Source organism: Candidatus Velamenicoccus archaeovorus (genome assembly GCF_004102945.1).
Lineage (GTDB): Bacteria > Omnitrophota > Gorgyraeia > Velamenicoccales > Velamenicoccaceae > Velamenicoccus > Velamenicoccus archaeovorus.
The window spans coordinates 1,264,592-1,289,596 of sequence record NZ_CP019384.1; the positions used below are offsets into that span (position 1 = coordinate 1,264,592).

A 25,005-nucleotide genomic window follows, 5' to 3' on the forward strand; every position below is an offset into this window, starting at 1 on the left:
GGGCATAGCCTCGCCCGCCCAAGCGGGCAGGGAATTCTGGCGCAGGGATTAAGAGGAGCGTTTCAGAACGATGCGAACATCCGGGGTTTGGAACTCGAGGAAAGAATGCCTCTGACCTGTTGAATATCTTTTTTGATCTGGCTTATAAGCCTGCCCGCATCCGGGAACCTGCGGTCCGGCCGGACTCTGCGCGCAAAACGGACTTCCATCATCTTTCCGTAAACGTTGCGCCGGGCCCCGATCAGAAACACTTCGATATGGCGCTTGTCTCCTGCGTAGAATGTCGGCCGCGTTCCCAGATAGACGGCCGCCGCATAGGCGCGGCCGCCGCATAGGGCCCAGGCGGCATAGATCCCATCCGGGACGAGGACTTCGTGTTCCGCCAAGATATTTGCCGTCGGAAAACCAAGAAGCCTGCCGCGGCCGTCTCCTTTGATCACGCGCCCCAAGAGCGCGACGGGACGGCCGAGAAACTTTTGTGCCGCAACAAGATCCCCCCGGCGGATCTGAGAACGGATGACGGTGCTGCTGACAACACCGCCGGAAATCCTGTGCGGTTTTATCACGTGAAGGGAAAAATCCATCCTGCGGCAAAAACGCCTGAGGTCATCCACGCTGCCCCGCCCCCCCCTCCCAAAAACGAAATCTTCGCCCACATAAAGAGAGGCCATGCCCATGCGCCCAATCAGGATTTTCGCCACGAAATCCTCGGGGGGCATGGCGGCCAAAGACCTGTTGAAATCCAAGACATAACAGATATCGATCCCGGCCTCGGCCAAGTAATGCAGTTTATGCCGCAGAGACATCAAGTGAGGGGTTTTTTCATGGCGGCGCACCAGGTGGGAAGGATGAAGAGAAAATGTCACGACCGCACTCTTCAGGCCGCGGGCGCGCGCCTCGGCAACAACACGGCCCAGGATATACTGGTGCCCGCGATGGACGCCGTCGAAGACGCCGACGGTAATGACTTTATCGCGCCGCGGCGCTGTCTGTCTGAAGCCCGGGCCAATCCCGTAAACGATCCTCATTGATCTCTCCGGTCGTGATCGCATCCTGGATATGAAAAGGACCGAGGGCCACGCGGCGGATCCGGGAAATCACGCCTCCGACACCCAGGACTTCGCCGATCTCCTCGCCCAGCCGCCTGATATAGGTCCCTTTGGAACACTTGACGAAAAAATCGATATCCGGCAATTTCATCCGGACGATCTGCAAATCGTAGATACGGATCGGCCTGGCCTTGCGCTCGACTTCAATACCTCTGCGCGCCAGCTCATAAAGCCGGCGGCCTTTGTGCTTGATCGCGGAAACCATGGGCGGCACCTGCAGGCGTTCGCCGATGAATGAAGCGAACACGCGACGGACCTCCTCCTCGGTAATATGCGACGGGTCTTTCTGGGACAAGAGGCGCCCTTCGGTATCCCCTGTCGACGTCACCTCACCCAGATGCAGCGTCGCCTCATAGGCCTTGTCAAAATGGACAAACTTCGAAAAAAGCTTCGTCGCGCTACCGACGAGAATGACAAGAATCCCTGTTGCGACGGGATCCAGGGTCCCGCTGTGCCCCACGCGCTTGGTATTGAGCTTGCGCCGTACCATATCAACGACATCGTGCGACGTCACGCCTGACGGCTTGTCGATGACGAGGATGCCGTTCTTCATGGACACCGCCTGGCCGCCGCGGCGACGACCTTTGCGATAACGCCCTTGAGAGCGCCCCTCAATGTGCAGCCGCTGGCCATCCTGTGGCCGCCGCCGCCGAATCCGTGCGCCAGGGCATTGACGTCGACGCGCCCCCGCGAACGGAAATTCACGCGCACCTCCCGGCCCCGCTCGATCTCTTTAAAAAGAAGAGCCACCTCGACGCCGGAGACGGCCCGCGCAAAACGGATGATCTCATCTGTCTGCTCCGATAAAACGGGATATTTTTTGCCGAGGGCCGCCGGCACCTGAACCCAGGCGACCTTGCCGGTACGGTCGCGGCGCATCCCCCGCACGATACCGCCTAAAGCCTTGACAGTCTCGTAGGAAAAATTCTCATAGAGCCTCTGGTAGATGCCGTAAACATCCACACCAAACTCCAGAAGATGAGCGGCCACCCGGTGGGTTTCGGCGGACGTCGAGGCGTAACGGAAAGAGCCCGTATCGGCCAGGATACCCGTGTAGAGCAGAATAGCCTCCGGCCTGCTAAGCCGTACGTCGAGCGCCTCAAAAAGCTGGTAGACCATCTCCGATGCGCACGATGCCTTTGGATTCACCCAATTCATGCTTCCGAAACGAGTATTGCTGATATGATGGTCGATATTGATGAGCGGCTTATCCTTCCGGATGGATCTCGAAAGCTTTCCGATACGCGATGCATCGGAACAATCTACAAGGACCGCGGCGTCATAAGGAGGAAAAACGGTCCCGCGCCTGATCGTCCGGATGCCCGGCATAAAAAGATATTCCGCCGGTGCTTCATCGTCGTTGATACAATAGACCGTCTTGCCCATCCGCCGCAGGAGGCTGGCGACGGCGAGCTCAGACCCCAAGGCATCCCCTTCGAGGTGGACATGGGCGGAGACGACAAAAACTTTAAGATTCTTTTTCTTTAGTTCTGCGATGAGTTTTTTGGGGACCACGGGCTTTTTTCCTCGGTTGAGCGGTTTCTTGTTCCAGTTTTTTGATCTCCTGTAATTGCTGTTCGATCATGATGCTGTATTCCGGCGAGTGGTCGGCCTTGAAGGCGATCTCGGGCACAAATCTCAGGCTCAATTCCTGTCCCAAGGCACGGCGGATATAACCGCTGGCATGCTCGAGGCCCTTGAGGGTCTCCTCCCACTGCTCCGGGCTGCCGTAGACGCTGAAATAAATACGCGCAAAACTTAAATCGGGCGTCACCTCGACGCGCGTGATCGTAGTAAATCCCAAACGGGGATCTCGTATCTCCTCTTGGATCGTGGTGCTGACGATTTTCTTGATCTCCCCGGCCACTTTGTCTTTTCTGCTCATGTTACTGAACCTCCGATAAATAATGGACCATTTGGCTGCGACGATTTTGGAGCGAGACAAGGAGCGAGGACGCCGGCGTAGTCGCAGCACTACGCCAAGGACGAACGACGCCGTCGTAGCCCAAAAGCGTCCAGCCCAGAAAGAGCGGACCTCCGCACTCCATTTCAAGGAGGGTCCAGCCCAGAAGGGAAGGATCTCCGCATTCCATTTTAAAGAGGATCCAGCCCCGAGGGGGAGGCCCATCTTTGGCCTGCTGCTGCGTTGCTCCTCCTCGACGTGTCGCAGAGGACACGCCTTCGTCGTCGCGCCTTACATCAGTCTCAAATCTGGGCCTCCAAATGTGCCCATTATTTATCGGAGGCTCAGTAAAACTCCGTTTCATAGTTGAGAATGGTGCATTCGTGATATTCGCCCGCAACATGTGACGACATGCGCCAGGACCCTGCGCTTTTCCCTGGAGCCCCACGGACATAACCCTGCCTACCGGCAAACAGGGGCACATCGGGATAAACGCACCATCATCTTCTTGGCCAGGGCGAGCTCCTCGTTTTTTCCTTCTAGCTTTCCATCCACTTTTGCGTAAAGGATAGCCATCAGGATCTTCTTGAAATGCGGCCCCGGCCTGAACCCCAGGAATGCCAGGTCTTCCCCGCGCACGTGCAGCCGCGTGCCGTGATGGACAACAAGATAATCCCGGATCCGGTCTTTAACCCGTTTCTTCGCGCTCAAAGCATAGACCAGAACGACAACCTCGTAAGCCAGCGGTTCCAAGAGACGATAGGCCTCGCTGGGCCTAAGGTCCTGTTTCGCCAACCGGCGCTCCAAAACGGCGGCGTCCTTTCTGTAGGACAGGACCCTGCGGCTCTCGCCCTTACGAAAAGCAAACGCCAGCATCGTCTCTTTGAGACGCCTCAATGCCAAACCCTCAAAAAAGAGACACATCAACATCACATAGGTATCAAGAGACCTTTTATGGGCCGCATGCGCGGCGAACCAGCATGCCGCCTTCTGCATCCTTGTGTGCGCCGCATTCCAGCCCTCCCGATACACCAGCCCCGGCGATATAAAAGAATATCCGCAAAGCCCCCAAAGCCGTTTAAGGACAGGCACAGGCCGGCGTTCTTTGAAGATCAAGATCAATTCATCGCGCAGACGGTGCTTCTGGACGCAAAAAAGCATCCGGCGCGCCAGGGCCTGGCGGATCCACAAAAGGGTGCGGGACTCCAAGCGGAACGAAAACCTCTTCTCAAAGCGCACCGCCCGCAAGATCCTCGTTGGATCATCGATAAAACTCAACGGATGCATGGCGCGGATCGTTTTGCTCTCTAAATCCCGGCGGCCGCCGTAAAAATCGAAAATCTCGCCGTAACAATGCCGGTTGATGCCGATAGCCATGGCATTGATGGTAAAATCCCGCCGAAAAAGGTCATCTTTGATCCCGCCTTTCGAAACACACGGCAGTGCGGCGGGCTTCTCGTAAATCTCTTTTCTCGCTGACGCAATATCCGCCTTGAAACCCTCCAATCCGTGCAGGGTCGCCGTTCCAAAATGACCGTGCGCGACAACTTTAAGTGAAAGCCGGCGGCCGCACTCCTGGGCAAAACGGATGCCGTCGCCTTCGACAACAAGATCGATATCGAAATGACCGCTACCCAGCAGAAGATCCCTGACAAAACCGCCGACAAGATAAGCCCGAAGCCCCATCTCATCCGCGAGATCTCCCGCCTGCGAGATAAAACCGGCCATAGGCGCCGGCAATGTTTTAAGTTTTTGAGTCAGCACATTCTTCATGTCCTTATTTTTCGGCTTAGGGCTTAAAACTTGCCGCTTAAAGCTATCCTTACCCTCTCGGATGGTACGTCTTATGGATCGACCTCAGCCAGTCCTTGTTGACGTGGGTATAGATCTGCGTCGTCGAAATGTTCGCATGCCCCAGCATCTCCTGAACGGAGCGCAGGTCCGCCCCCCGCTCCAGAAGGTGTGTGGCAAATGAATGCCTCAGGATGTGCGGCCGGATGGGCTTTTTGATGCGCGCCTTCCTGGCATACCTTTTGATCAATTTCCAAAGCGACACCCGCGAGATCCGCCTGCCTGAACGGTTTAGGAAAAGCTCCTGGGCGCCGCTCTTGGCCAGCCGCGGCCTCACCTTTTCCAGATAGCGCGCCACCGAAGCCACAGCTTTTGTCCCCAGGGGGACGATCCTTTCTTTTTTCCCTTTTCCCAGGCAACGCACGAAACCGACATCCGCATTAAGGTCCGTCAGACGAAGGCCGGCCACCTCAGAAACCCTCATCCCCGTCGCATACATCACCTCCAGGATAGCCCGGTCCCTGACCCCCTGCGGCGTGTTGAGGTCCGGGGCTTCAATGAGGCGCTCGACCTCGTCGAGGTTCAGGACATCGGGGATCTTCTTCCAAAGTTTCGGGGAATCGATATAGCTGGAGACATCGCTTTTGATCAGCTTCTCCCGTGCCAAGAAACGATAGAACATGCGCAGGGCGGCCAGGGCGCGCGAGATCGAATTCACGCAAAGACCTTTGTCTTTCTGATGAAGCATGAAATCGCGGATGTCCTCGCGGGAAGAAGCGGAGACGCTCTTTTTTGAGACAGCCTCCAGAAAACCGGTGTAATCCTTGAGATCGCTGCGATAGGCCAGGATCGTATTCTTCGATAGTCCGCGCTCAACGCTCAGGTAATCCAAAAAAAGCTCAACATGTTTGTCCATATTCACCCAAGTTCACGGCCGATGGTCGTCTGCGGGCCGTGGCCGGGATAAACGATCGTCTCGGCCGCGAGCCGGCTCAAACGCACCAGGGATTCCTCGATCTTACGGCTGCTGGCTCCGGGATAATCCGTCCTTCCAATACCGTTGCGGAAAAGCGTGTCCCCCGAAAACAGGACACCGTGCCCGAAAAGACACACCGACCCTCGCGTGTGTCCCGGCGTATGGATCACGGTGAACGTCAACTCATCCAATGTCACTTTATCGCCGTCGCGCAAAAGACGCGCCTGGGCGACGGGCTCAAAGGTGCCGAAAAAAATCGTCGTTATGTTCTTCGCCGGATCCGACACAATCTCCAGGTCTTCCTCGTGAATATAGACAGGGAGCCCCAGGGCGACATCCGCCTTGATATGGTCGATATGACCGTGGGTATTCACGATGAAACGGGCCTCAAGACCATTGTCTTCAAGGCAACGCCTGATCTTGCCGGCGTCATCTCCGGGATCGATCACAAAAGCGCGGCCGTGGCTGTTTGACACGATGTAACAGTTCGCCTTCAGCTCGCCGACAACAACGGAAAAAACCTTCATGATGGATCAGGTTTAAGATGCGCTTTCATCTTTGTCGAGTCGAATTCCCTGTTGACGCAGCTCAAGATCCTCTCGGCCGTATAGCGGAAACGGCGCGCATCCTCCGTCGACAACCCAGGCTTCGACTGGATCTGCCTCTGAAGGGCCTGCGTCTGCTTGGCATAAACGGACAACGCGGCGGCCTGATCGTCCTTCAGGTACGTCATCATCTTCTCGAGATTGATGAGCGACTGGTTGACACACTCCAGGACTTTCTTGTCCGATGCCCTGTCGTTGAGCGCCGTCACCAATTCCTGGTTCCACGACTTCCAATACGCGAAATACTGCTTGTACATCACGTTGTTCGGAAACGGATGGGCGCCATAATCCCTCGGTGAGACGACCATGACCTCATTGGAAGTCTGCGTCTTGCGTTTGCGCGTGAATTTCTTGCGCAGGGTCTCGCAGCCGGAAGCCTGCAGGATAAACATCAAAACCAGACACACCGTCATACCCCTGATCAATAATCTCATCTCTTCTCTCCTGTCATATGGCGAAACGCCTCTTCATCAAGAATGGAAACATTGAGTTTTCGGGCTTGGTCATATTTTGAACCCGGGTTTTCTCCGACGACAACAAAGCTTGTTTTTTTGCTGACGGACGAAGTGACCGTACCCCCCCGGGAGGTCACGAGCTCTTCGGCGGCGCGCCGCGTCAGGTGTTTCAGTTCGCCGGTAAAAACGAAGGCCTTGCCGGCCAGCGCGGCAGACACCTGCCTGCCCGGCTCTTTCATATTGAGACCCGCGTGGCGGAATTTGCCGATCAGGATGGATGTCTCTTTTCTGTGGAAAAAATCATGGACGGATGAGGCGATCGCCTCCCCCACTTCATGGATATTGAGAAGATCATCAAGGGTCGCTTCTGCAAGGCGATCCACGGTGCCGAATGTCCGCGCCAGGACCTCTGCAGCCTTTTCCCCGACATGACGGATGCCTAGACCAAAAAGGAGACGGGAGAGCGGCCGGCCCTTGCTCTGCTGAATGCCCTCATAAAGGTTCTGTGCTTTTTTCTCCTTAAAAAGCTCCAGCTTCAAAAAATCGTTTTTTGCCAAGTGATAGATATCGGAAAAATCCCTGACGAGCTTTTGACGCACAAGTTGCTGGACAACAGCCTCCCCCATGCCTTCGATATCCATGGCGGCGCGGGACGCAAAATGGATGAGACGACGCTCCACCTGCGCCGGACATAAGGGATTAACGCAACGATAAGCCACCTCTTCTTCTTTCTCCTTGATGACGGCGGCGCCGCAGGAAGGGCACTTGACCGGAACATAAGAACTTTTCTTTGCGCCCGTATGCGCCTGCGCAACGACTTTGACGACCTTCGGGATGACGTCGCCGGCGCGCTCCAAAAGCACCCGGTCGCCTTCATGAACCCCCAGGCGCACGATCTCGTCGAAATTATGCAGGGTGGCGTTGCTGATGGTCACGCCGGCGCAAGCGACGGGTTCCAGCTCGGCCACAGGCGTCAGGACGCCCGTCCTGCCGACGCTGACGGCAATACGCCTGATCTTCGTCGTCGCCTGCTGGGCGGGAAATTTATAGGCCATGGCCCAGCGGGGACTTTTCAAGGTTTCACCGAGCCGCTGCTGCTGATCCAAGGCATTGACCTTGATCACGATACCGTCAATCTCGTAATCCAGGGTATTGCGTTTCTCCTGCCACGTGCGGCAAAAATCCATGACCTCTTCGATGTCCGCGCAAACCCTCGACTGCGGATTGACCGGAACGCCCCAGGACCGCACCTTGTCGATAAAATCTTTCTGGGAAACAAATATCCCTGGCGCGCAATCTCCCAGGGAATGCGCATAAAACAGGAGCCTGCGCCGGGAAACGACCTTCGGATCAAGGGTTTTAAGCGTCCCCGCCGTGGCGTTCCTCGGATTGGCAAACAGAGGCAGCTCGCTATCCTTGCGCTCGCTGTTCATATCCAGGAAATCCTTGCGGGACATAAACGCCTCCCCGCGGACCTCGATGAGCGATTTTGGGCCGTCCATGAGGACAAGCGGGATGGCGCGGATCGTCTTGATGTTCGACGTCACATCCTCCCCCGTCTCACCGTCCCCGCGCAAGGCCCCGATGGCCAAAGCGCCGTTCTCATAGGTTAGATTCACGCTGACGCCGTCAATCTTGAGCTCCGCCAGAAATTCGACCTTCGTGCCGGCCGCCCCGAGCGCTTTGGCGACGCGCTGGCGCCACTCCATGATTTCATCGAACGTATAGGCGTTGTCCAGGGAATACATCTTCCGGCGATGCCGGACGGTCGCAAAGCCGGCCACCGGCTCGCCGCCGACGCGCCGGGTCGGGGAATCCGGCGCCGCCCACTGAGGATGCTTCGCCTCCAGATCCCCCAGCTTCTTCAAAAGGTCATCGTATTCCTTGTCGGATATTTCCGGCTGGTCGAGCACGTAATACTGGTACTCGTGGTGCCGGATCTCTCGACGCAGTTTTTCTATTTCTTTCTTGGCTTCCATAAGAAAAAGATTACCTGCCGGCGTAAAGACGGCTGGCCAGGGTTTGCGGAAGGCCGGCCGCCCTAATTTTATCTGCGGCCCTTTTCACATCGTAATCCAGCCGCTGGAATTCAAGGGTGCGGTCGGCGCCGTCAAAGATACAGAAGCAGGCCCTGGGATCCCCATCACGCGGCTGACCGACGCTGCCGACATTGACGATATAGCGTTCGCGTTTATCAAGCTTCTTGCTGCCGGACGCCGGAATACCAACGACGCCATCGGAGGTCTCGGCAAAAATCCCGGCCTGGTGCAGATGTCCCACAAAACAAATGCTTTTTTTCAGGGTATAAAAAGTCTTGGCGGCGCGATGCCGGTCCGTCATGTAATCGAAGGCCTCTGGATGATCCAGCGTCCCGTGCACAAGACAGAAATCGCTTTCTTCCTGCACGAGCGCAAGACCGTGCAAAAACTTTTTTTCCGACGAAGAAAGCCTTTCTTTCGTCCACTCAACAGCTGCGGCCGCCGCTTCGTTAAAATAATCAGTCGTCAAATCTCCGGAAACAGCCCAGTCATGGTTACCGCAAACCATGACGGCGCCCAGCGATGCCAAAAGCCTTATGCAGGCCGACGGGTCAGCGCCGTAACCGACGATGTCTCCGACAAAAAAATACCGGCCGATATCCACGCCTGCCAAATGGTCCAACACAACTTCAAGGGCTTCGAGATTCGCGTGAACATCCGAAAAAATAGCATAACGCATGTCTCAGAAAGCAATCTCAAAACCTTTAAACTCGCCCGTGGCAGACTGCCAATCAACTGTCTTGTCGGATATATAGCCGGAAAGATGATCCTCAATATGACGCAAGAAATCTTTAAGCAACTCTTCGTCCGCTTCGGCGACAATCTCCACATCGCCGGAACTTAAATTCTTGACCCAGCCGGCAATGTGAGACGGCTGTGCCAGGGACCTGGCTGTATAGCGGAAACCGATCCCCTGGACTTGGCCGCGAAATATGGCATGCAGCCGTTTTGTCATGGTGTCGGAAAAAATGTTGCGGCGCCGGAGCCGAGTCGGCCTGCCCGCCTTGTCCTCTTCGAGGAGGCTTGCGCACTCGGCTCGCGACGGCCTCACAAGTACTCGACAATTTTTTCCTTGTCGGAAAATACGCTAAGGTTGTCGGCACCGGAATTCACGATGCAAGACGGCAGAGTCTTGCAGTGAATTCCGTACTCGACAAATTTTTCTTTATCAAGAGATACGCTAAGGTTGTCGGCACTTGTTCGGCCTGCTCGCCTTATCGGCTCGCGACGGCCTCACAAGTACTCGACAATTTTTTCCTTATCGGAAAAAATTGTCGGGGAGGTGGGATTTGAACCCACGACCTTTTGGTCCCGAACCAAACGCGCTAGCCAAGCTGCGCTACTCCCCGAAATAAACGCTTATCCTACAAAACCCACGCATTAACAGAACTCTCAACCCTATGGGTCCATGCCAAGTTGAGCACATTAATATTTTATCCAGCGAAATCCGCCAAAGCGTTAGTGGCAGACTGCGCTACTCCCCGGAAAATTTTGTCTCTGGAACATCAAAGGTCTATTTTAAATCAAAATATTTTAACACAAAGGTTGATTGCTGACAATGGCGGCGAACGTAGGTTCCTAGCTCACTTTCCGGCCGCTATCAAGACTCATCCTGGCCACCATATCGACCTCGATATTGACCTGAGAGCCCGATGTCTTCTTCCCCAAGGTCGTCGCCCCTGCCGTATGCGGGATAAGAGAAACAGAAAAACACCCGCCTCTCTTTCCGGAGACCGTCAGGCTGACGCCATCCACGGCTATGGATCCTCTCAAAAAGATATACTTCAGCAATGAAGGAGGAACGGCTATCCAAAGGGTCTTCTGGCCGGCCGTCACCCTTCTGGATCTGATCACGCCCACGCCGTCCACATGGCCGCTGACAATGTGGCCTCCGATCCTGTCCTGGGCTTTCATGGCGCGTTCGAGGTTGACGCGCACACCGGGCCGCGCGGCTTTCAGCGTCGAAAGGCTGATGGTCTGCGGCATGATGTCAAAATCAAGCCTGCCGGAGCTTGTTTCGACGACCGTCAGACAGACACCGTCGACGCTCACGCTGTCTCCCACCTTGGCGTCCTGACCAACCAAGGCGGCCTCAACGCCCAAACGGATGCATCCGGCCTTCTTCTGAACACCAACGACAGTCCCAATCTCTTCTATGATCCCTGTAAACATGGAAACCCTTTAAGAATAAACCAATTCGCCTTCGATTAAAAAGTCCCTGCCGATCCGTTCCATGGTCATTCTTTTAAGACTCACAGCCTTCTGCGGTGTATCCACTCCGCGCCCTCCCAATGCCCCCAGCGCCTGGCGGCCCCCAATGATCAACGGCGCCCAATAAAACACAATCTTATCTGCGAGCCGCGCATCCAGGAAGGCGCCTGTCAGGGCCGCTCCGCCTTCGACAAGAAGATGGCGGATATCCATGGCATGCAAACGCCTCAAAAGATCGGCCAGATCGACGCCTCCGGAGTTTCTTTTCGTATGGAGAACTTTGACCCCGCGCATCAAAAGGGCTTTCTCTTTGACCTTATTGTGTGTGGCCGTCGCGACAACCACAGGTTGGCGCGTCTTAAGCAGCCGGGCTGATAACGGCAACCTCAGGGATGAATCCACGACGATCTTCGTCAGGCGGTGGCCGCCGCCAGCCTCAAGGCCTGGATCGTCTTTTAGAACCGTCCCAATACCGACCATGATCGCATCGTAATATTTTCTCATGTTGTGCGCATGGCGGCGCGCGGCGCGAGAGGTGATCCATTGCGAGCGGCCGCTTCTGGTGGCGATCTTGCCGTCGAGAGATGCGGCGACCTTCAGGGTCACGAGCGGCCGCTGACGGCGCATGGCGCAAAAGAAAGGCTCATTCAGGCGGAAAACCTCCTTTTTCATGATCCCGACGGCCACACGAATGCCCCGGCGGCGCAGCAGACGGATGCTTTTACCGCAGGTCAACGGATTAGGGTCCTTGGAGCCGATATAAACCTCCCGGATTCCCGAAGAGATAACGGCATCGACGCAAGGGGCTGTCCGGCCGAAATGAAAACAGGGCTCAAAGGTACAGAATAATGCGGCGCCGCGCGCCTTCCCTGAGGCCTCTTTAAGCGCCAGGACCTCGGCATGCGGAGCTCCGGCCTTATGATGAAACCCCTCGCCGACGACATGGCCGTTTTTAACAACCACGGCGCCCACAAGAGGGTTCGGAAATGTCTTTCCCCTGGCGCGGGCCGCAAGCTCCAGCGCCCGGCGCATATAAGCGTTCAGGACTTGAGCCTGCATTGGACCTCTTTTAATTTTTCCACATAAACATACGGAAGATGCACGCGTCCGATCTTGGCTTCGTTCTTGGCCTCCCCGTGGCAATCCGACCCGCCGGTCACCAGGAGACCGAACTTATCCGCCATCTTCTCGAATTCGTTACGCTGGGACTCGGTATGCTCCGAATAGTAAGCCTCAATCCCCATGATCCCGTCTTTGACAAAATCTTCGATAACAATATTGGAGGGCAAAAGATACGGGTGGGCCAGGACCGGGATGCCGCCCACGCGCCTGATCCACTGGATGGCTTCTTTAGGCGTCATCTTGAATTTCGCCACATAAGCCGGCCCTTTGTCGCCGATAAACCTCACAAAAGCCTCGCCCGTCGTCGCCACATACCCTTTGTTCACGAGCACGCGCGCCACGTGCAGACGCCCCACGCTTCCCGGCTCCGCCAAATCGAAGATCTCCTGGGGATCCACGGGCATATGCAGATGTTGAAGTTTGCGGCACATCTCGTGGATACGGCGGACCCGCACCTCCTGCATCTTTTTGAGCATCGCCAAAAACGGCTTGTGCGTATCATCGATGAGATACCCCAGGACGTGGATCTCAACGCCGTCGCGTTCCGCCGTCATCTCGATCCCCGAAAGGACTTCCAGCCGGCCACCGGCCGCCCGGATCGCCGGCGCGATGCCGGATATATTATCATGGTCGGTGATGGCAATGCAGGAAAGGTCGGCGCCGATAGCTTCTTCGACAAGCCGCTCGGGAGAATACGTACCGTCTGAAAAATGGGTGTGGATGTGAAGATCGGCAAATCTCATCATGAGACCATGGTTGAAGGAAGGCCCGGCCTCAAGGGGCCGGACGGGGATCGACCCTTATTTTTCGGGCGCAGCGGCCCCCTTGGTCTTGTTGATCTTGTCCAGGATACCGTTGACGAATTTTCCGGATTCCAGGTCGCCGAACTTCTTGGCAAGATCGACCGCTTCATTGATGGCCACTTTAGGAGGGATATCAGGCCTGAAAAGCAGTTCAAAAGTCGCCAGCCGCAGGACATTCCTGTCGACGGTCGCCATGCGCTCGATCTGCCAGTTGGTGGCGCATTCCGAGATCTTGCCGTCCAACTCGGCCAAGTGAGAGCTGATATCACGGCTCAAGGCCGCGGCGAACGTCTTAACAGAAAGGTCCTCGTCTGCTGCATTCATAGCAAAAAAATCATCCGCCAGATCGGTAGCGGTCACACCGCTGACGTCGGCCTGGTACAAAAGTTGCAGCACCAATTCCCTGGCTTTTGTGCGCTTGCGCATAAAAAGAATAAAATAGTCAACCCATATTTCCCGGCTTTGCCCTCGGCCTGTTCCGGGTACCTCTAAGCGGCCACAACACTCTCCGCCCTAAAGGGCGGAGCTTTAGGCCGCGCAGAGTAAAAAATGATTATCCGCCACTGGTGCATTGGCGGATAAATTCGGACGTACAACTTACAATGGCATAACCCTTGCAAGTTGTGTCCTCATTTATATTATATCCAGCAGATTCACCATTTCAATAGCATTTAATGCCGCGTCCTTGCCTTTGTTACCGCCCTTGGTGCCGGCACGTTCGATCGCCTGCTCCATCGTATCGGCGGTGATGACGCCGAAGATGACGGGGACCCCCGTCTGCATGGAGACCGATGCGATACCCTTGGCGGCCTCGGAAGCGATGAAATCGAAGTGCGGCGTGTCCCCGCGGATGACCGTCCCCAGGCAGACAACGGCATCGAACTTTTTCGATTTGACTACGTGCATGGCGACCGTCGGGATCTCAAAAGCCCCCGGTACCCAGTAGACCTCGACATCCGTTTCTTTGGCGCCGTGCCTTTTGAGCGTATCACAACACCCCTCCAGAAGCGCCTTCGTCACAAAATCATTGAAACGAGAAACCACGATGCCGAATTTCTTGGCCTTGACCACCAAACTTCCTTCGTTTACTTTGTACATTGCAGCACCTCTTTCTTTAGCTTTGCTCCAACCCTACTCCTCGCGTTTACATCTTGAAAATATTTATCTTCATCCAGCCTCACCAAAGGTTCGGCGGGAAGATAAATATTTTCAAGATACGCTTGGAGTTAATCTCGCCGGAGGCGAGATTAGGCCCTCCGCTATGCGGTATTGCGGAGGCCTATCCTTTGTGGACTAATCCAGCCAATGACCCAGCTTCTCCTTTTTCGTCTCGAGATATTTCCTGTTCGTTTCGGACCGCTCCGTATGGATCGGCACACGCTCGACGATATGAAGCCCATATCCTTCCAGGCCGACGATCTTACGCGGATTATTCGTCAACAGCCGGATCTTTCTGGCGCCTAGGTCCGAAAGGATCTGAGCTCCGATCCCGTAATCGCGCAGATCGGGCGCAAACCCCAAGGCCTCGTTGGCTTCCACCGTATCCAGGCCGCTATCCTGGAGCGCATAAGCTTTTAATTTATTGGCCAGGCCGATGCCGCGGCCCTCCTGTTTCATATACAGGATAATACCCCTCTTCTCGGCCGAAACGAGCTGCATCGCTTTTTTGAGCTGCGCCCCGCAGTCGCAGCGTAAAGAGCCGAAAACGTCTCCGGTCAAACATTCCGAATGGACCCGAACGAGGACTGCCGCATCTTCCGGTTTCAGGCCGCCCTCCAACCCCATACACAGGGCCAAGTGATGCGTCCGGTCCAGAAGGGATTCATAAAGGATCATCTGAAACAGGCCGTAAGGCGTCGGAAGCTTCGTCGCAGCGATCCTCTTGATGAAGACCTCTTTCTTGCGCCGGTATTCGATCAGATTCTCGATCGAACAGATCTTGAGGCCGTGTTTCTTTGAAAATGCCATGAGATCCGGCAGCCGCGCCATGGTGCCGTCCTCATTCATGATCTCGCAGATGACGCCGGCCGGATACAACCCCGCAAGCCTGGCCAGATCGACAGAAGCCTCCGTGTGGCCGGCGCGGACCAGGACACCGCCTGCGCGCGCGCGCAAAGGAAAAAGATGCCCCGGCCTGATAAAATCCGAAGGCCTGGCATCGGATGCAATAAGCCTGGCGATCGTATGGGCGCGGTCGTGGGCGGAAATGCCTGTGGTCACGCCTTCCCTTGCGTCGACGGAGATCATCCATGCCGTCGCGTAAGGATCGCGCTGGGGCACCGCCCCCTTCGCGAAGACCATCGGAAAGATCTCAAGCGCATTCAGCCGCTCTTCTTCCATGGTCACGCACACCAATCCGCGGCCGTGCTTGGTCATGAAATTAATGTGCGCCGGCTTCGCAAACTCCGCGGCCATGACCAGATCGCCCTCGTTCTCGCGGTCCTCGTCATCAACCACAATGACCATCTTGCCCTGCTTCAAATCTTCCAGAATCTCTTCAATAGTATTCAGGCTCATGGTTTACCATCTGTGTAATCTGGTTTTTTTAATCTGTGCCATCGACGGCCTCGCAGAGGCCGAAAAAAATCCCGAAGCCAAAAACAGACTTCGGGATAGTAGACAAAACCCTGACAACCGGTCGTCCTGATCTTCTCTCATCTAGGCTTTAAATCCTTCACGGCCATCCATCTTACAATAACCGCTCAGGATCACCCGAAAAAACCGGGCAACTATTGGCCCAAGAATCTCACTTGGTCTGGTCCGACTTTAACATCGAACCTCGCAGGCTTGTTTCGCCGGAAAGCTCTACAGGGCGCTTCTGACGAGACTAACTGCCAGCCGGGACTTCCACCCGTATCCATCGGCATTTGCGCGATGGACTATCCCGAAGATCGTTTTATAAATATATCATCTTATGCCAAATTGTCAAGCGGTTCGTTTCGGTGTATAATACTGCCATGATCGAAAAGACCGTTGCCGGAATCCTGCGACACAAACACCTGACCCTCGCCGTGGCCGAATCCTGCACGGGAGGACTGATCGCCTCCCGGCTCACGGACATCCCGGGCAGCTCCGGCTATTTTGTCGCCGGCATCGTGGCCTACGCCAACGAAGCCAAGATCAAAACCCTGGGAATCGACCATGAAACGATCAGAAAATTCGGCGCCGTTTCGCGTCAGACGGCCATGGCCATGGCCCAGAACGTCCGCCACCTCTTCGGCGCCCACATAGGCCTGGCCGTTACGGGCATCGCCGGTCCCGGCGGCGGGTCAACAGCCAAACCTGTTGGGACGGTTTTCATCTCTGTCAGCCTGGGCCGCCGGACATATTTCAAAAAATACCAGTTCCATGGCACCCGTCTTGAGATTAAAAAACTCGCCAAAAACGCCGCTCTTGGGCTCCTAAAAGAATGTCTCAGTTGAAACGCCTCTTCATCGCGGTCGAGCTCCCCAAAGAGATCAAGGAATATCTCGGCAGCGCCGTCCGGACGCTTCAGGAAACGGGCGCAGATGCCAAATGGGTGGAGTCCAAAAACATCCATTTAACCCTGAAATTCCTCGGCGCTACCCCGGTAGAGACGATCCCCGCCATCCGCAGGGCCATGACGGCTGTCACGGATAACGCACGCGCCGTGCCGACATCCCTGGAGACATTCGGAGGCTTTCCTTCTCTTTCGGCGCCGCGAGTCTTGTGGGTCTCGCTTACCGATAAGGAAAAACATCTGGAACGCATCGTCCGGGAACTGGAAGACTCTCTCTCGGCCGTCGGATTTGCCAAAGAAAACAGGCCCTTCAAAGCCCATATCACCCTGGCCAGGCTGCGCTCCTCCCGCAACCGCCTGAGCCTGACCGAGGCTGCCCGGAAATTCCAGGCGGTCCTGGAACATCCCGCTTTCAAAATAGACAATATCACATTGTTTGAAAGCGTTCTCGGCCCCAAAGGTCCCGCCTATTCTATCATCGAGCAAATCAAGCTTAATACTTAAACAAATAAGCAATAACTCTCTCTCCGAGAGGCAATAACCAAGGAATACCCGAGTCCCAATGGCCAAACAAAGTTCTCTGTTTGATCATTGGTCATTGAGAATTATTTGGTTATTGTTCCGTGATTGGTTCTTGGGATTTGGTTAGGCGAGACAGAAGGCTATTCTAAAAAAGAAAGGATCTCGGACTTCGAAGAAAGCACGAACTTGATGTACATGCCGGAGAGGAACTTCAGGTCGGATTCGGCGATGAAATCCTCCGGATTGGTTGTGGCCACGACGAGCATATTATTTTCCACCCGGATCGGAAAAACGCAATATTTTCTCAAGGCGTCCATCGGAACACACGAAACAGCCTCCGGAGAGATATCCTGTTCCACCAGGCGCACATACGGGATACTGTACTGCAAAGAGAGCCCTTCCATCAGGTCGGACTCGGCAATATAGCCCTTATCGATCAATATCTCCCCGAGGGACTTCATGGAATTCCTCTGTTCGTCCATGGCCGAATGAAGCTGATCGAAAGTGATCAGCCTGCGGCCGATCAAAAACTCGCCCAAACGGGAACCATATTGGCGGGCAAGCGCGCTGTCAAGCTTCTCTTTTGTCGTAAAACCCAAATCAACAATGATCTCGCCCAAAAGTTTTTTTTCGCGCCTCTGGGTCTCCAGGGCCTCCAAAAGCTGGCTCTCGGTCAATAAACCGTTTTCAACAAGAAGGTCGCCTAATTTTCTCGGGATTTTTGCCATAGATAACCTACTCCAATGCAAGCACGCGGTCTACTTCGTCCTGGGTCGTCAACCCCTGCGCGATAAGCGGCTCAATTGACCTGGAAAATGAAATCATCCCTTGTTCCAGGGCGGCCGTCTTCAACTCATTCGACGAGGCCTTTTGAAGGATCAGCTGACGCAAGGGCTCGTTGATACGCAATACCTCAAAGATCCCGGTGCGCCTCTTGTAGCCGGTATTGGCACACTGCACGCATCCTTTTCCCTTGCAGATCTTGCACACAAGCCTCACCAGACGCTGTGTCACGACACCCGTCAGGGCTGTCGCCAGGAAAAAAGACTCGACACCCATATCCAGGAGGCGCACGATCGTATTGACGGCATCGCGGGCATGCAATGTCGAAAAAATCAACGAACCCGCCAAAGCCGCCTGAAGCGCCGTGCGTACGGTCTCGACGTCCCGGATCTCGCCGACAGCGATGATATTCGGGTCCTGACGCATGATGGCGCGCAGCCCCGAAACAAACGTCATGCCAAACTCATGGTCCACCTGGATCTGATTGACCCCCAAGAACTTCACCTCCACGGGATCCTCGATCGTGCAGATGTTCTTTTCGCGCGTGTAGATGTGTTTCAGGATCGAATACAAAGTCGTCGTCTTGCCGGAACCCGTCGGACCGCTGATCACGACAAATCCTTCGGGCTTGTAAATCATGTCATCGAGGCTCTGCTGGATCTCATGGGGCATCCCCAGATCATCCAAATTCATGCAATATTTGTTGCGGTCCATGAGCCTCATGACGATCTTCTCGCCAAGGATGGTCGGCATGGTCGCCACCCTGATGTCGTATTCCACATTTTCAAACAGGAACGAAAACCTGCCGTCCTGTTCCCGCCGCCTCTTGGTGGGGTCCATCATCGCCATGATCTTGATGGCGTTGATCAAAGATCCCAGCCGGGTCTTCTCGTGGCTGATGCGCTCGGCGTCTTTTAAAATACCGTCGACCCTAAAACGGACGACGATTTCTTCCTCTCCCGAGTTCACGATAGGTTCCCAATGGATATCGGTCGCCCGTTCCTTGATGCCCCGCTGGATAAAACTATAGACCATATCCAGCGTTTCCTGGCGGACCTCCTGCCTGCGCTCTATGCCACCCCTATCTTGTTCAAAAGCCATAAGCCCTTTCTCTGCGGCGCCTTCTTGTTGTGCCCATCCGGGCAAAACCTGCCTTGTTTAAACGATCAACTCCTGCCTTCTCGGAAAGACGAAGTTTGCTACGCGGGTTGATGTCGAGCCATTTTATTCCCGCTTCAAACAGGGTTTTAAATGACAAATATATGGAGCCCCACGGCCTTACAGCCCTCGGCTTCGCCGAGAGGCGAGCCGTGGTGCCTGTCTGCCTTCCAGCGATCGAACGACATCTCATCCGGCCTTCGGCGGGACCTCGCCCGCCACAGGGTGGCGGGCCGTAGCGCACCTATCCTGCATTTCCGCCTTTTGGCGAGGCCTCGCCGGCTAAAAGCCGGCGGGCATCCACGGGTTCACACCCGTGGTTTTCCCGCCAGAGGCTCTCTGGCTCGTCCAAGGCGGCTGTGCGAAGGCGGATAAAAAATTCCCTCTTTCCTCCGCCAGGACACAACAGAGGCTTTAAGAACACCTCTTGGCTCGCATTTACCCCGTTAGAAATTATATTTCTAACGGGGTAAAGTAATACCATTGTAACCAAAAGGAATTTTCAGAGCAAGTCATTTTTGATTGCCTGCATGGCCCTATAGCTTTACCAGCAACCCGACCAGGCGCAAAACCGCCTGGGCGTAGAGACCGCACAGAAGATCATCAAGCATAATGCCTGCACTGCCCGCCAACCGCTCAAGCCGCCGGGCCGGCGGCGGCTTCAGGATATCGAAGAGGCGGTACAGAATGAACCCCAAGAGGATGACGGGCCAGGTCAGCCTCAAGCCTAAAAATACCAAAAATATCCCTGCAACCTCATCGATGACGACAGGCTTAGGGTCCCTTGTCCCGAAAACACCCTCGGCACGACCGGCGACCAGAAATCCAATGAGGGTTACGGCCGCAAAGGCGCACACATGTCCGATCGTCGTCTCAGCACCGATAGCCAAATACAACAACATCCCCCCCGCGCTCCCCCATGTCCCCGGCGCAAACGGCATTTCTCCAAGATAAAAAAAAGTGGCCAGAAGTTTGATCAGATGTCTCTTCATAACGTCCTGATGAGATGACGGTTTCGCCAGAGATAAACCAACCCTGAATAAACCGTAAAAAACACAGCTAGGCCGACCATGACATGGATACCCATGCGGAAGGAAGATTCAAACGTCTCGTTCCAAAAAGAAAAGTAAGATCCCGACTCTCTAAGGATAAGAAAGATAAGGATGCAGATGATCGCTCCCATCTGGGAGACGGTCTTATGCTTGCCGGCGCTTTCTGCAGCGAGGACAACACCCCGCCGCAGCGCAAAAATTCTCATCCCGGTGATCAGGAATTCACGCACGACGATGACGACGACCACCCATGCCCCCATCAGCTGCAACTGCACAAAAGTCAAAAACAACCCCACCACCAAGACTTTATCCGCCAAGGGGTCCATGATTTTGCCGAAATCGGAAATAAGGCCTTTTTTGCGGGCCACCCATCCATCCAGAAAGTCCGTCGCACAAGCCGCAAGAAACAACAGGAAAGCCGCGCAGGTCATGGCAAAATTTTTCGCGAAGAGAAACGCCATGATCACAAAAGTCAAAACAATGCGAGATAAGGTCAAATAATTAGGCAAATTCATATGGTCTCTCCCGCCAAGTCATATTCAAAGGCATCCGTGATACGGCATCTGACGATCTGTCCCGGCCCAAGCTTGTTCGGCGAGGCTAAATACACCAATCCGTCGACCTCCGGCGCGTCCCATGGCGTACGCGCCAGATACATCCGGCGGTCCCGCGTGACCTCTTCCACCAGGACCGGCGTCGTCCTGCCGATCTTTTTTTCAAGCAAAGAGAGGGAAATGCCTTTCTGCGCCTCCATCAGTTCGTGATAGCGCCTCTCTTTTTCCTTGCTGGGCACCTGCCCGCGATAGCCGTAAGCCCGCGTGCCCTCTTCCCGGGAAAACATGAATGCGCCGAGCTTGTCAAAATGCATCTCGCGGACGAAATCCAGAAGTTCCCGGAATTCTTTCTTCGTCTCGCCGGGAAAACCCACGATGAATGTCGTGCGAAGCGCAATCGACGAGACTCTGTCGCGTAACGCCGAGATCAGGCGAACGATCTCCCGCCGCGGCGTCGGCCGCCCCATGCGCCTGAGAATGCGATCATTGATATGTTGCAGCGGCAGATCAACGTAAGGACACAGGCGGCCCTGCTGGCCCAAAAGCTCCATCACATCCTCTCCGATCCCCTGAGGATGAAGATACATCAGCCTGATCCAGGGGATGGAGGTTTCATGCAGGATCTTTTTCACCAACCCCACCAGCGGCAGGCCTGGCCGCGACGAGCGGCCGGGCCGCTTTCTGCGGTCGTCGCAACCGTAAAGGGTGATGTCCTGTCCGACGATATTCAACTCCCTGACACCGCATCTCTCCAGACGGACAGCCTCTTCAATAAGCTCAGCCTCCGAACGGCTCCTGGAACGCCCTTTGATCAAGGGGATCGCGCAATATGTGCAACGGTTATTGCAGCCTTCGGATATTTTCAGATACGCATAATGACGAGGCGTCAACAGGACGGGCGGACCGCCCGGCGACCGCGCATCCGTTTCCGGCACGAGCCCTCCGACGACATCAATATCCTCATAGCCTTGGCGGATATCTTTCCTGTACCGTTCGGCCAAACACCCTAAAACAAGGATGCTCTCGATCCTCCCCTTTTTCTTGCGATCGAGCCACTCCGCGATGACGCCCAGCGATTCCTCTTTGGCCTCCCGGGTGAAGCCGCAGGTATTGATCAAGACCACGCGGGCATCCTGCGCAGACGAAATAACGGCGCCCCTCTTCCTGGCCTCCTGAAGAAAAACCTGTGAATCAACGGTATTGCGGGCGCACCCCAGACTCACGATGGCCGTCTTCTTGCCCCTAAAATCAAAATGCTCAAAAGAATCGCTCTTCATGCCGGATATTTTTTAATCGCGTGAGGACGTGGCCGGTGGCCGGATTCGGATAAGGAAGGATTATTTGTCGACGGTGAGCCCGTCCCGCGTGACAACGACATGCTTGAGCGTCTGCCCCGGCCGGCCGATCCTCTCTAAGATCCTGCCGTTCAATTCCAGCTCAACGGCACCCGCGTTGCCGATCATCATCTCGATCTTCTTGGCCGCCGTCCAGCTCTCCGCGGCGCCGCGCGCCAGGACATTCTGAAAAACAACCCTGCCGTCCACCTTCACCTGGAGCCATGTCTTGGCCCTGGCGCGCACGACAAGAACGACCTTCTCAAAAATTGCCGGGGCCGAGGCGTTTACCGCTGTTTTTTGCGAAACAGCGGACGTTGTCTTCTTTTGGGACCCAACGACGCTCTTCTTTTGCGCTTTTTCGGAAAATTTGACTTGCGCCTGCACGGACGGCTTCTGGGATTTCTTGCGGCCCATCACCTGAAAAAGGGTTTTGAAACCCCAAAAAACAACCGCACACAGCACGACGATCACGACGATCTTGATATCTATTTTCTTGATGCCGGCAACCGCGCCCCGCAAGACAGCAGAAAAAAGATTTGTTCCATCCGCCTGCGCCGCCGCCCCGGGGATGACCACCTTCGGGACGCCCCGGACCCGCTGGGACGCAGGGGCAGTTCCGGCGAAACGCTCGATGATATCGCTCTTGTCCAAACTCAGAAATTCCGCGTAGATCTTCAAGAACCCCTTGGCATACACCATGTCCATGGAAGCAAAATCGTCCGCCTCGATCTTTTTAAGCACATTGACGTGAATATGCGTCGAGCGGCTCGCTTCCTCCAGGGAGATCCCCTTGGCTTCGCGCGTCTCTTTGAGCATCGCTCCGGCGGATTTTATGAATTTACTGTCCGGCATCTGAATCCACTCTCTCTTTGGCCATCTGGTCTTTAAGCCATTGTTCCCTGTCCACAAGGATATCCCTGGGCTTGGAGCCCACATAGGGCCCGACCAACCCTTCCTGCTCCATCATATCGATCAGGCGCGCGGCGCGCGTATAGCCCAGGCGCAGGCGCCTCTGGATGATGGAAACGGACGCCTGCCCTGTCTCGATCACCAATTTCGCCGCCGTGTCGTATAATTCATCTTTTTCCAGCATGCCGCCCACCTGCGCCTGGTCCTGGATCTTCAGGATCGTTTCGTCGTAAACAGGCTGGGCCTGTTTCTTGATAAATTCCAGGACTTTTTCGATTTCCGCATCCTTCACGTAAGAGCTTTGCGCGCGGATCGGCTTGGCCTGACCCGGCTCCAGGAATAAAAGATCGCCGCGACCCAAAAGCTTGTCGGCGCCATTCATGTCCAGGACCGTGCGGGAGTCCACTTTGGAAGCTACCTTAAAAGAAATGCGCGCCGGAAAGTTCGCCTTGATCACGCCCGTGATGACGTCCACCGAAGGCCTCTGCGTCGCCAGGACCAGATGGATGCCGACGGCCCTGGACAGCTGGGCGAGCCTGGCGATGGCGCTCTCCACCTGGTCGCGGACCACCATCATCAGATCCGCCAACTCGTCGATAAACACGATGATATAGGGAAGCTTCTGTTTGCGCTGGTTATAGGTCTCGATGTTGCGCACCCCTTCTTTGGCCAGAAGCTGGTAGCGCTCGTCCATCTCGGAGGTGACCCACATCAAGGCCGTCGCCACTTTCTTGGGATCCGTCACAACGGGGCACAGCATGTGCGGCAGGCCGTTATAGGGGGCCAATTCCACCATCTTCGGATCCACCATCAGAAACTTCACATCCGACGGTGTCGCATTAAAAAGGATAGACATGATGATACCGTTAACGCAGACCGTCTTGCCGGAACCCGTGGTCCCTGCGATCAAGAGATGCGGCATGGCGCCCAGATCCGTCACGATCGGCTTGCCCGCCGTATCCTTGCCGATGGCCAGGGTCAGCTTCGAATCGGCGCGGCGAAAATCATCGCTCGCCAAGACCTCTTTTAAAAAAACCATGCTCGTCTGCGTATTGGGGACCTCGACACCCACCCGGTTCTTGCCGGGAATGGGCGCCTCGATACGCACGGAAGGCGCCTTCATCGTCATCGCAATGTCGTCGGAAAGATTAACAATCCTCTGGATCTTGACGCCGGGGGCAGGCTCCAGCTCATAGCGCGTGATCACGGGGCCGCGCTCGATATCAGCCACACGCACGGAAAGCCCGAAGTCGCTTAAGGTATCCTCAAGGATCTTGGCGTTTTCCGCCAAATCTTCCTTCATCTGGCGCACAGAGACGGGCGGCGGCGACTCCAAAAGATCTATGGACGGCAAGACGTAGTCTTCGTCGGAAACCTCGCGGATAGGTTCCTTGTCTTTCATGGTCTCAGGCTTAGGCTTGGCGATCTTGATGTTAAGCGGCGCATCGAATTCTTTCTTTTCCTGCGCGGCGTCGCGGTTTTCCGTAAAATCCTTGATCGCCGGCTTTTCCTGCGGCAAGGATTTTTCTTTCACGATGCCGCGTGACAGACGCGCAGCCGTCTTCGCCCGTTCCTTCCTGCCGCCTGATGCGGCCCTCGCATCCCTCCAGGCCTCGAAACGTTCCAGCAACCGGTCAAAAAAGGCGGCAAAAAACGGGATAACAAGGATCTCGCCGATCAAAGGCAAGGAGAGTAATCCGAGCATGAGAAGAATGACGTAGGCGCCGGCCCGTCCGAAATAATGCATCAGGAAATCGGAAAAGACCAAACCCACGATGCCGCCGCGGCCGAAACGCGCCGTCGCCTGGTCCACAAAGAAAAGCGCCAGAAACGAAGATAGGGAAACGGCCAAGATCAGGATCCCGAGGAGTTTGACGACATTGGTGCGGATCTCCTCGGCCCGAACGAACTTCAGACCCCAGAGAAAGAGAAAAACGGGAAAAAGGTATGATGCCCAGCCGAAGATGAAAAAAAAGAAACCCGACAGATATGCCCCGAAGACATTGATCAGGTTCTTCGGAGGGATATTCGGGTTGGAGGTGTAAAAAGACAGGTCGGTCGGATGGTAGGAAACGAAGCTCAAGAAGACGAGAACCGTCAGGGCAAAGATGAATATGCCGATGATCTCTAAAACGTGTTCCCTTTTCATCCCATATCCCCGGAGCCCCGTCCCTGAGGGATCAGTGAAACACAAA

The 25,005-nt window shown here is 55.3% G+C and carries 26 protein-coding genes and 1 tRNA gene; 2 read left to right on the top strand and 25 right to left on the bottom strand.

Going from position 1 to position 25,005, the window contains the following annotated elements; genetic code table 11:
* Window positions 1-62: 62 nt before the first annotated feature.
* The 18 genes from ribF to BU251_RS05790 all read right to left on the bottom strand — a co-directional run bounded on the left by ribF (window position 63) and on the right by BU251_RS05790 (window position 15,531).
* Entirely contained in the window at window positions 63-1,028 is a 966-nt protein-coding gene (gene ribF / locus BU251_RS05705; protein ID WP_164908885.1) for a riboflavin biosynthesis protein RibF, read from the bottom strand.
* Complete coding sequence (gene truB / locus BU251_RS05710) at window positions 970-1,662, bottom strand: tRNA pseudouridine(55) synthase TruB (RefSeq protein ID WP_128700071.1); 693 nt, start codon at window positions 1,660-1,662, stop codon at window positions 970-972. The genes ribF and truB overlap by 59 nt, the downstream gene beginning before the upstream one ends.
* The gene (locus BU251_RS05715) at window positions 1,659-2,624 is read right to left on the bottom strand and encodes a DHH family phosphoesterase (RefSeq protein WP_128700073.1); all 966 of its coding nucleotides are present in this window, start codon (window positions 2,622-2,624) and stop codon (window positions 1,659-1,661) included. Before BU251_RS05715 ends, truB begins: the two co-directional genes overlap by 4 nt.
* The gene (gene rbfA, locus BU251_RS05720; RefSeq protein WP_128700075.1) at window positions 2,578-2,994 is read right to left on the bottom strand and encodes a 30S ribosome-binding factor RbfA; all 417 of its coding nucleotides are present in this window, start codon (window positions 2,992-2,994) and stop codon (window positions 2,578-2,580) included. Before rbfA ends, BU251_RS05715 begins: the two co-directional genes overlap by 47 nt.
* 480 nt (window positions 2,995-3,474) lie before the next feature.
* Entirely contained in the window at window positions 3,475-4,785 is a 1,311-nt protein-coding gene (locus BU251_RS05725) for a CCA tRNA nucleotidyltransferase (RefSeq protein WP_128700077.1), read from the bottom strand.
* 49 nt (window positions 4,786-4,834) lie between these two features.
* Window positions 4,835-5,719, bottom strand: coding sequence for a site-specific tyrosine recombinase XerD (xerD, locus tag BU251_RS05730; RefSeq protein ID WP_128700079.1), 885 nt, complete (start codon window positions 5,717-5,719; stop codon window positions 4,835-4,837).
* A 2-nt stretch (window positions 5,720-5,721) separates the two neighbouring features.
* Window positions 5,722-6,306: an MBL fold metallo-hydrolase gene (locus BU251_RS05735; protein ID WP_128700081.1), complete on the bottom strand. Its 585-nt coding sequence runs from the start codon at window positions 6,304-6,306 to the stop codon at window positions 5,722-5,724.
* Window positions 6,303-6,818: a hypothetical protein gene (locus tag BU251_RS05740; RefSeq protein ID WP_128700083.1), complete on the bottom strand. Its 516-nt coding sequence runs from the start codon at window positions 6,816-6,818 to the stop codon at window positions 6,303-6,305. The genes BU251_RS05735 and BU251_RS05740 overlap by 4 nt, the downstream gene beginning before the upstream one ends.
* On the bottom strand, window positions 6,815-8,818 hold the full coding sequence (gene ligA, locus BU251_RS05745; protein ID WP_128700085.1) for an NAD-dependent DNA ligase LigA: 2,004 nt from the start codon (window positions 8,816-8,818) through the stop codon (window positions 6,815-6,817). Before ligA ends, BU251_RS05740 begins: the two co-directional genes overlap by 4 nt.
* Window positions 8,819-8,828: 10 nt before the next feature.
* Window positions 8,829-9,557, bottom strand: a complete 729-nt coding sequence (locus tag BU251_RS05750; RefSeq protein WP_128700087.1) for a metallophosphoesterase family protein — start codon at window positions 9,555-9,557, stop codon at window positions 8,829-8,831.
* Window positions 9,558-9,560: 3 nt separating this feature from the next.
* A complete protein-coding gene (locus BU251_RS05755; RefSeq protein WP_128700088.1) occupies window positions 9,561-9,833 on the bottom strand; it encodes an acylphosphatase in 273 nt (90 codons plus the stop codon).
* 319 nt (window positions 9,834-10,152) lie between these two features.
* Window positions 10,153-10,227: transfer RNA gene (locus BU251_RS05760), tRNA-Pro, on the bottom strand.
* Window positions 10,228-10,456: 229 nt separating this feature from the next.
* Window positions 10,457-11,050, bottom strand: coding sequence for a riboflavin synthase (locus BU251_RS05765; protein WP_128700090.1), 594 nt, complete (start codon window positions 11,048-11,050; stop codon window positions 10,457-10,459).
* A 9-nt stretch (window positions 11,051-11,059) separates the two neighbouring features.
* The gene (gene ribD / locus BU251_RS05770) at window positions 11,060-12,148 is read right to left on the bottom strand and encodes a bifunctional diaminohydroxyphosphoribosylaminopyrimidine deaminase/5-amino-6-(5-phosphoribosylamino)uracil reductase RibD (RefSeq protein WP_128700092.1); all 1,089 of its coding nucleotides are present in this window, start codon (window positions 12,146-12,148) and stop codon (window positions 11,060-11,062) included.
* On the bottom strand, window positions 12,130-12,957 hold the full coding sequence (locus tag BU251_RS05775; RefSeq protein ID WP_128700094.1) for a PHP domain-containing protein: 828 nt from the start codon (window positions 12,955-12,957) through the stop codon (window positions 12,130-12,132). Before BU251_RS05775 ends, ribD begins: the two co-directional genes overlap by 19 nt.
* Before the next feature lie 54 nt (window positions 12,958-13,011).
* Window positions 13,012-13,440 (bottom strand): transcription antitermination factor NusB, encoded by a 429-nt coding sequence (gene nusB, locus BU251_RS05780; RefSeq protein ID WP_128700095.1) that lies wholly within the window; start codon window positions 13,438-13,440, stop codon window positions 13,012-13,014.
* 207 nt (window positions 13,441-13,647) lie between these two features.
* Window positions 13,648-14,112: a 6,7-dimethyl-8-ribityllumazine synthase gene (gene ribH / locus BU251_RS05785; RefSeq protein ID WP_128700097.1), complete on the bottom strand. Its 465-nt coding sequence runs from the start codon at window positions 14,110-14,112 to the stop codon at window positions 13,648-13,650.
* A gap of 195 nt (window positions 14,113-14,307) precedes the next feature.
* Window positions 14,308-15,531, bottom strand: coding sequence for a bifunctional 3,4-dihydroxy-2-butanone-4-phosphate synthase/GTP cyclohydrolase II (locus BU251_RS05790; RefSeq protein ID WP_128700099.1), 1,224 nt, complete (start codon window positions 15,529-15,531; stop codon window positions 14,308-14,310).
* Window positions 15,532-15,971: 440 nt separating this feature from the next.
* Here BU251_RS05790 and BU251_RS05795 point away from each other — a divergent pair, with 440 nt between their 5' ends.
* Together BU251_RS05795 and thpR are read left to right on the top strand one after the other, a co-directional pair.
* Window positions 15,972-16,436, top strand: coding sequence for a CinA family protein (locus tag BU251_RS05795; RefSeq protein WP_128700100.1), 465 nt, complete (start codon window positions 15,972-15,974; stop codon window positions 16,434-16,436).
* The gene (gene thpR / locus BU251_RS05800; protein ID WP_164908886.1) at window positions 16,433-16,999 is read left to right on the top strand and encodes an RNA 2',3'-cyclic phosphodiesterase; all 567 of its coding nucleotides are present in this window, start codon (window positions 16,433-16,435) and stop codon (window positions 16,997-16,999) included. The genes BU251_RS05795 and thpR overlap by 4 nt, the downstream gene beginning before the upstream one ends.
* Window positions 17,000-17,157: 158 nt before the next feature.
* Here thpR and BU251_RS05805 read toward each other — a convergent pair whose 3' ends face one another.
* From BU251_RS05805 to BU251_RS05835, 7 genes are all read right to left on the bottom strand, one after another.
* The gene (locus tag BU251_RS05805) at window positions 17,158-17,745 is read right to left on the bottom strand and encodes a cyclic di-GMP-binding domain-containing protein, MshE-related (RefSeq protein WP_128700104.1); all 588 of its coding nucleotides are present in this window, start codon (window positions 17,743-17,745) and stop codon (window positions 17,158-17,160) included.
* Between the two features lie 7 nt (window positions 17,746-17,752).
* Window positions 17,753-18,901, bottom strand: a complete 1,149-nt coding sequence (locus BU251_RS05810) for a GspE/PulE family protein (protein WP_128700106.1) — start codon at window positions 18,899-18,901, stop codon at window positions 17,753-17,755.
* A 593-nt stretch (window positions 18,902-19,494) separates the two neighbouring features.
* Window positions 19,495-19,950, bottom strand: a complete 456-nt coding sequence (locus BU251_RS05815) for a phosphatidylglycerophosphatase A family protein (protein WP_128700108.1) — start codon at window positions 19,948-19,950, stop codon at window positions 19,495-19,497.
* Window positions 19,947-20,525, bottom strand: coding sequence for a CDP-diacylglycerol--glycerol-3-phosphate 3-phosphatidyltransferase (gene pgsA / locus BU251_RS05820; RefSeq protein ID WP_128700110.1), 579 nt, complete (start codon window positions 20,523-20,525; stop codon window positions 19,947-19,949). The genes BU251_RS05815 and pgsA overlap by 4 nt, the downstream gene beginning before the upstream one ends.
* A complete protein-coding gene (locus BU251_RS05825) occupies window positions 20,522-21,841 on the bottom strand; it encodes a MiaB/RimO family radical SAM methylthiotransferase (RefSeq protein ID WP_128700112.1) in 1,320 nt (439 codons plus the stop codon). The genes pgsA and BU251_RS05825 overlap by 4 nt, the downstream gene beginning before the upstream one ends.
* 60 nt (window positions 21,842-21,901) lie before the next feature.
* Window positions 21,902-22,753, bottom strand: a complete 852-nt coding sequence (locus BU251_RS05830; RefSeq protein ID WP_164908887.1) for a helix-turn-helix domain-containing protein — start codon at window positions 22,751-22,753, stop codon at window positions 21,902-21,904.
* Window positions 22,740-24,959 carry a DNA translocase FtsK gene (locus tag BU251_RS05835; RefSeq protein WP_228767782.1) on the bottom strand — a complete coding sequence of 740 codons (2,220 nt, stop codon included), beginning with the start codon at window positions 24,957-24,959 and terminating at the stop codon, window positions 22,740-22,742. Before BU251_RS05835 ends, BU251_RS05830 begins: the two co-directional genes overlap by 14 nt.
* Window positions 24,960-25,005 lie beyond the last annotated feature (46 nt).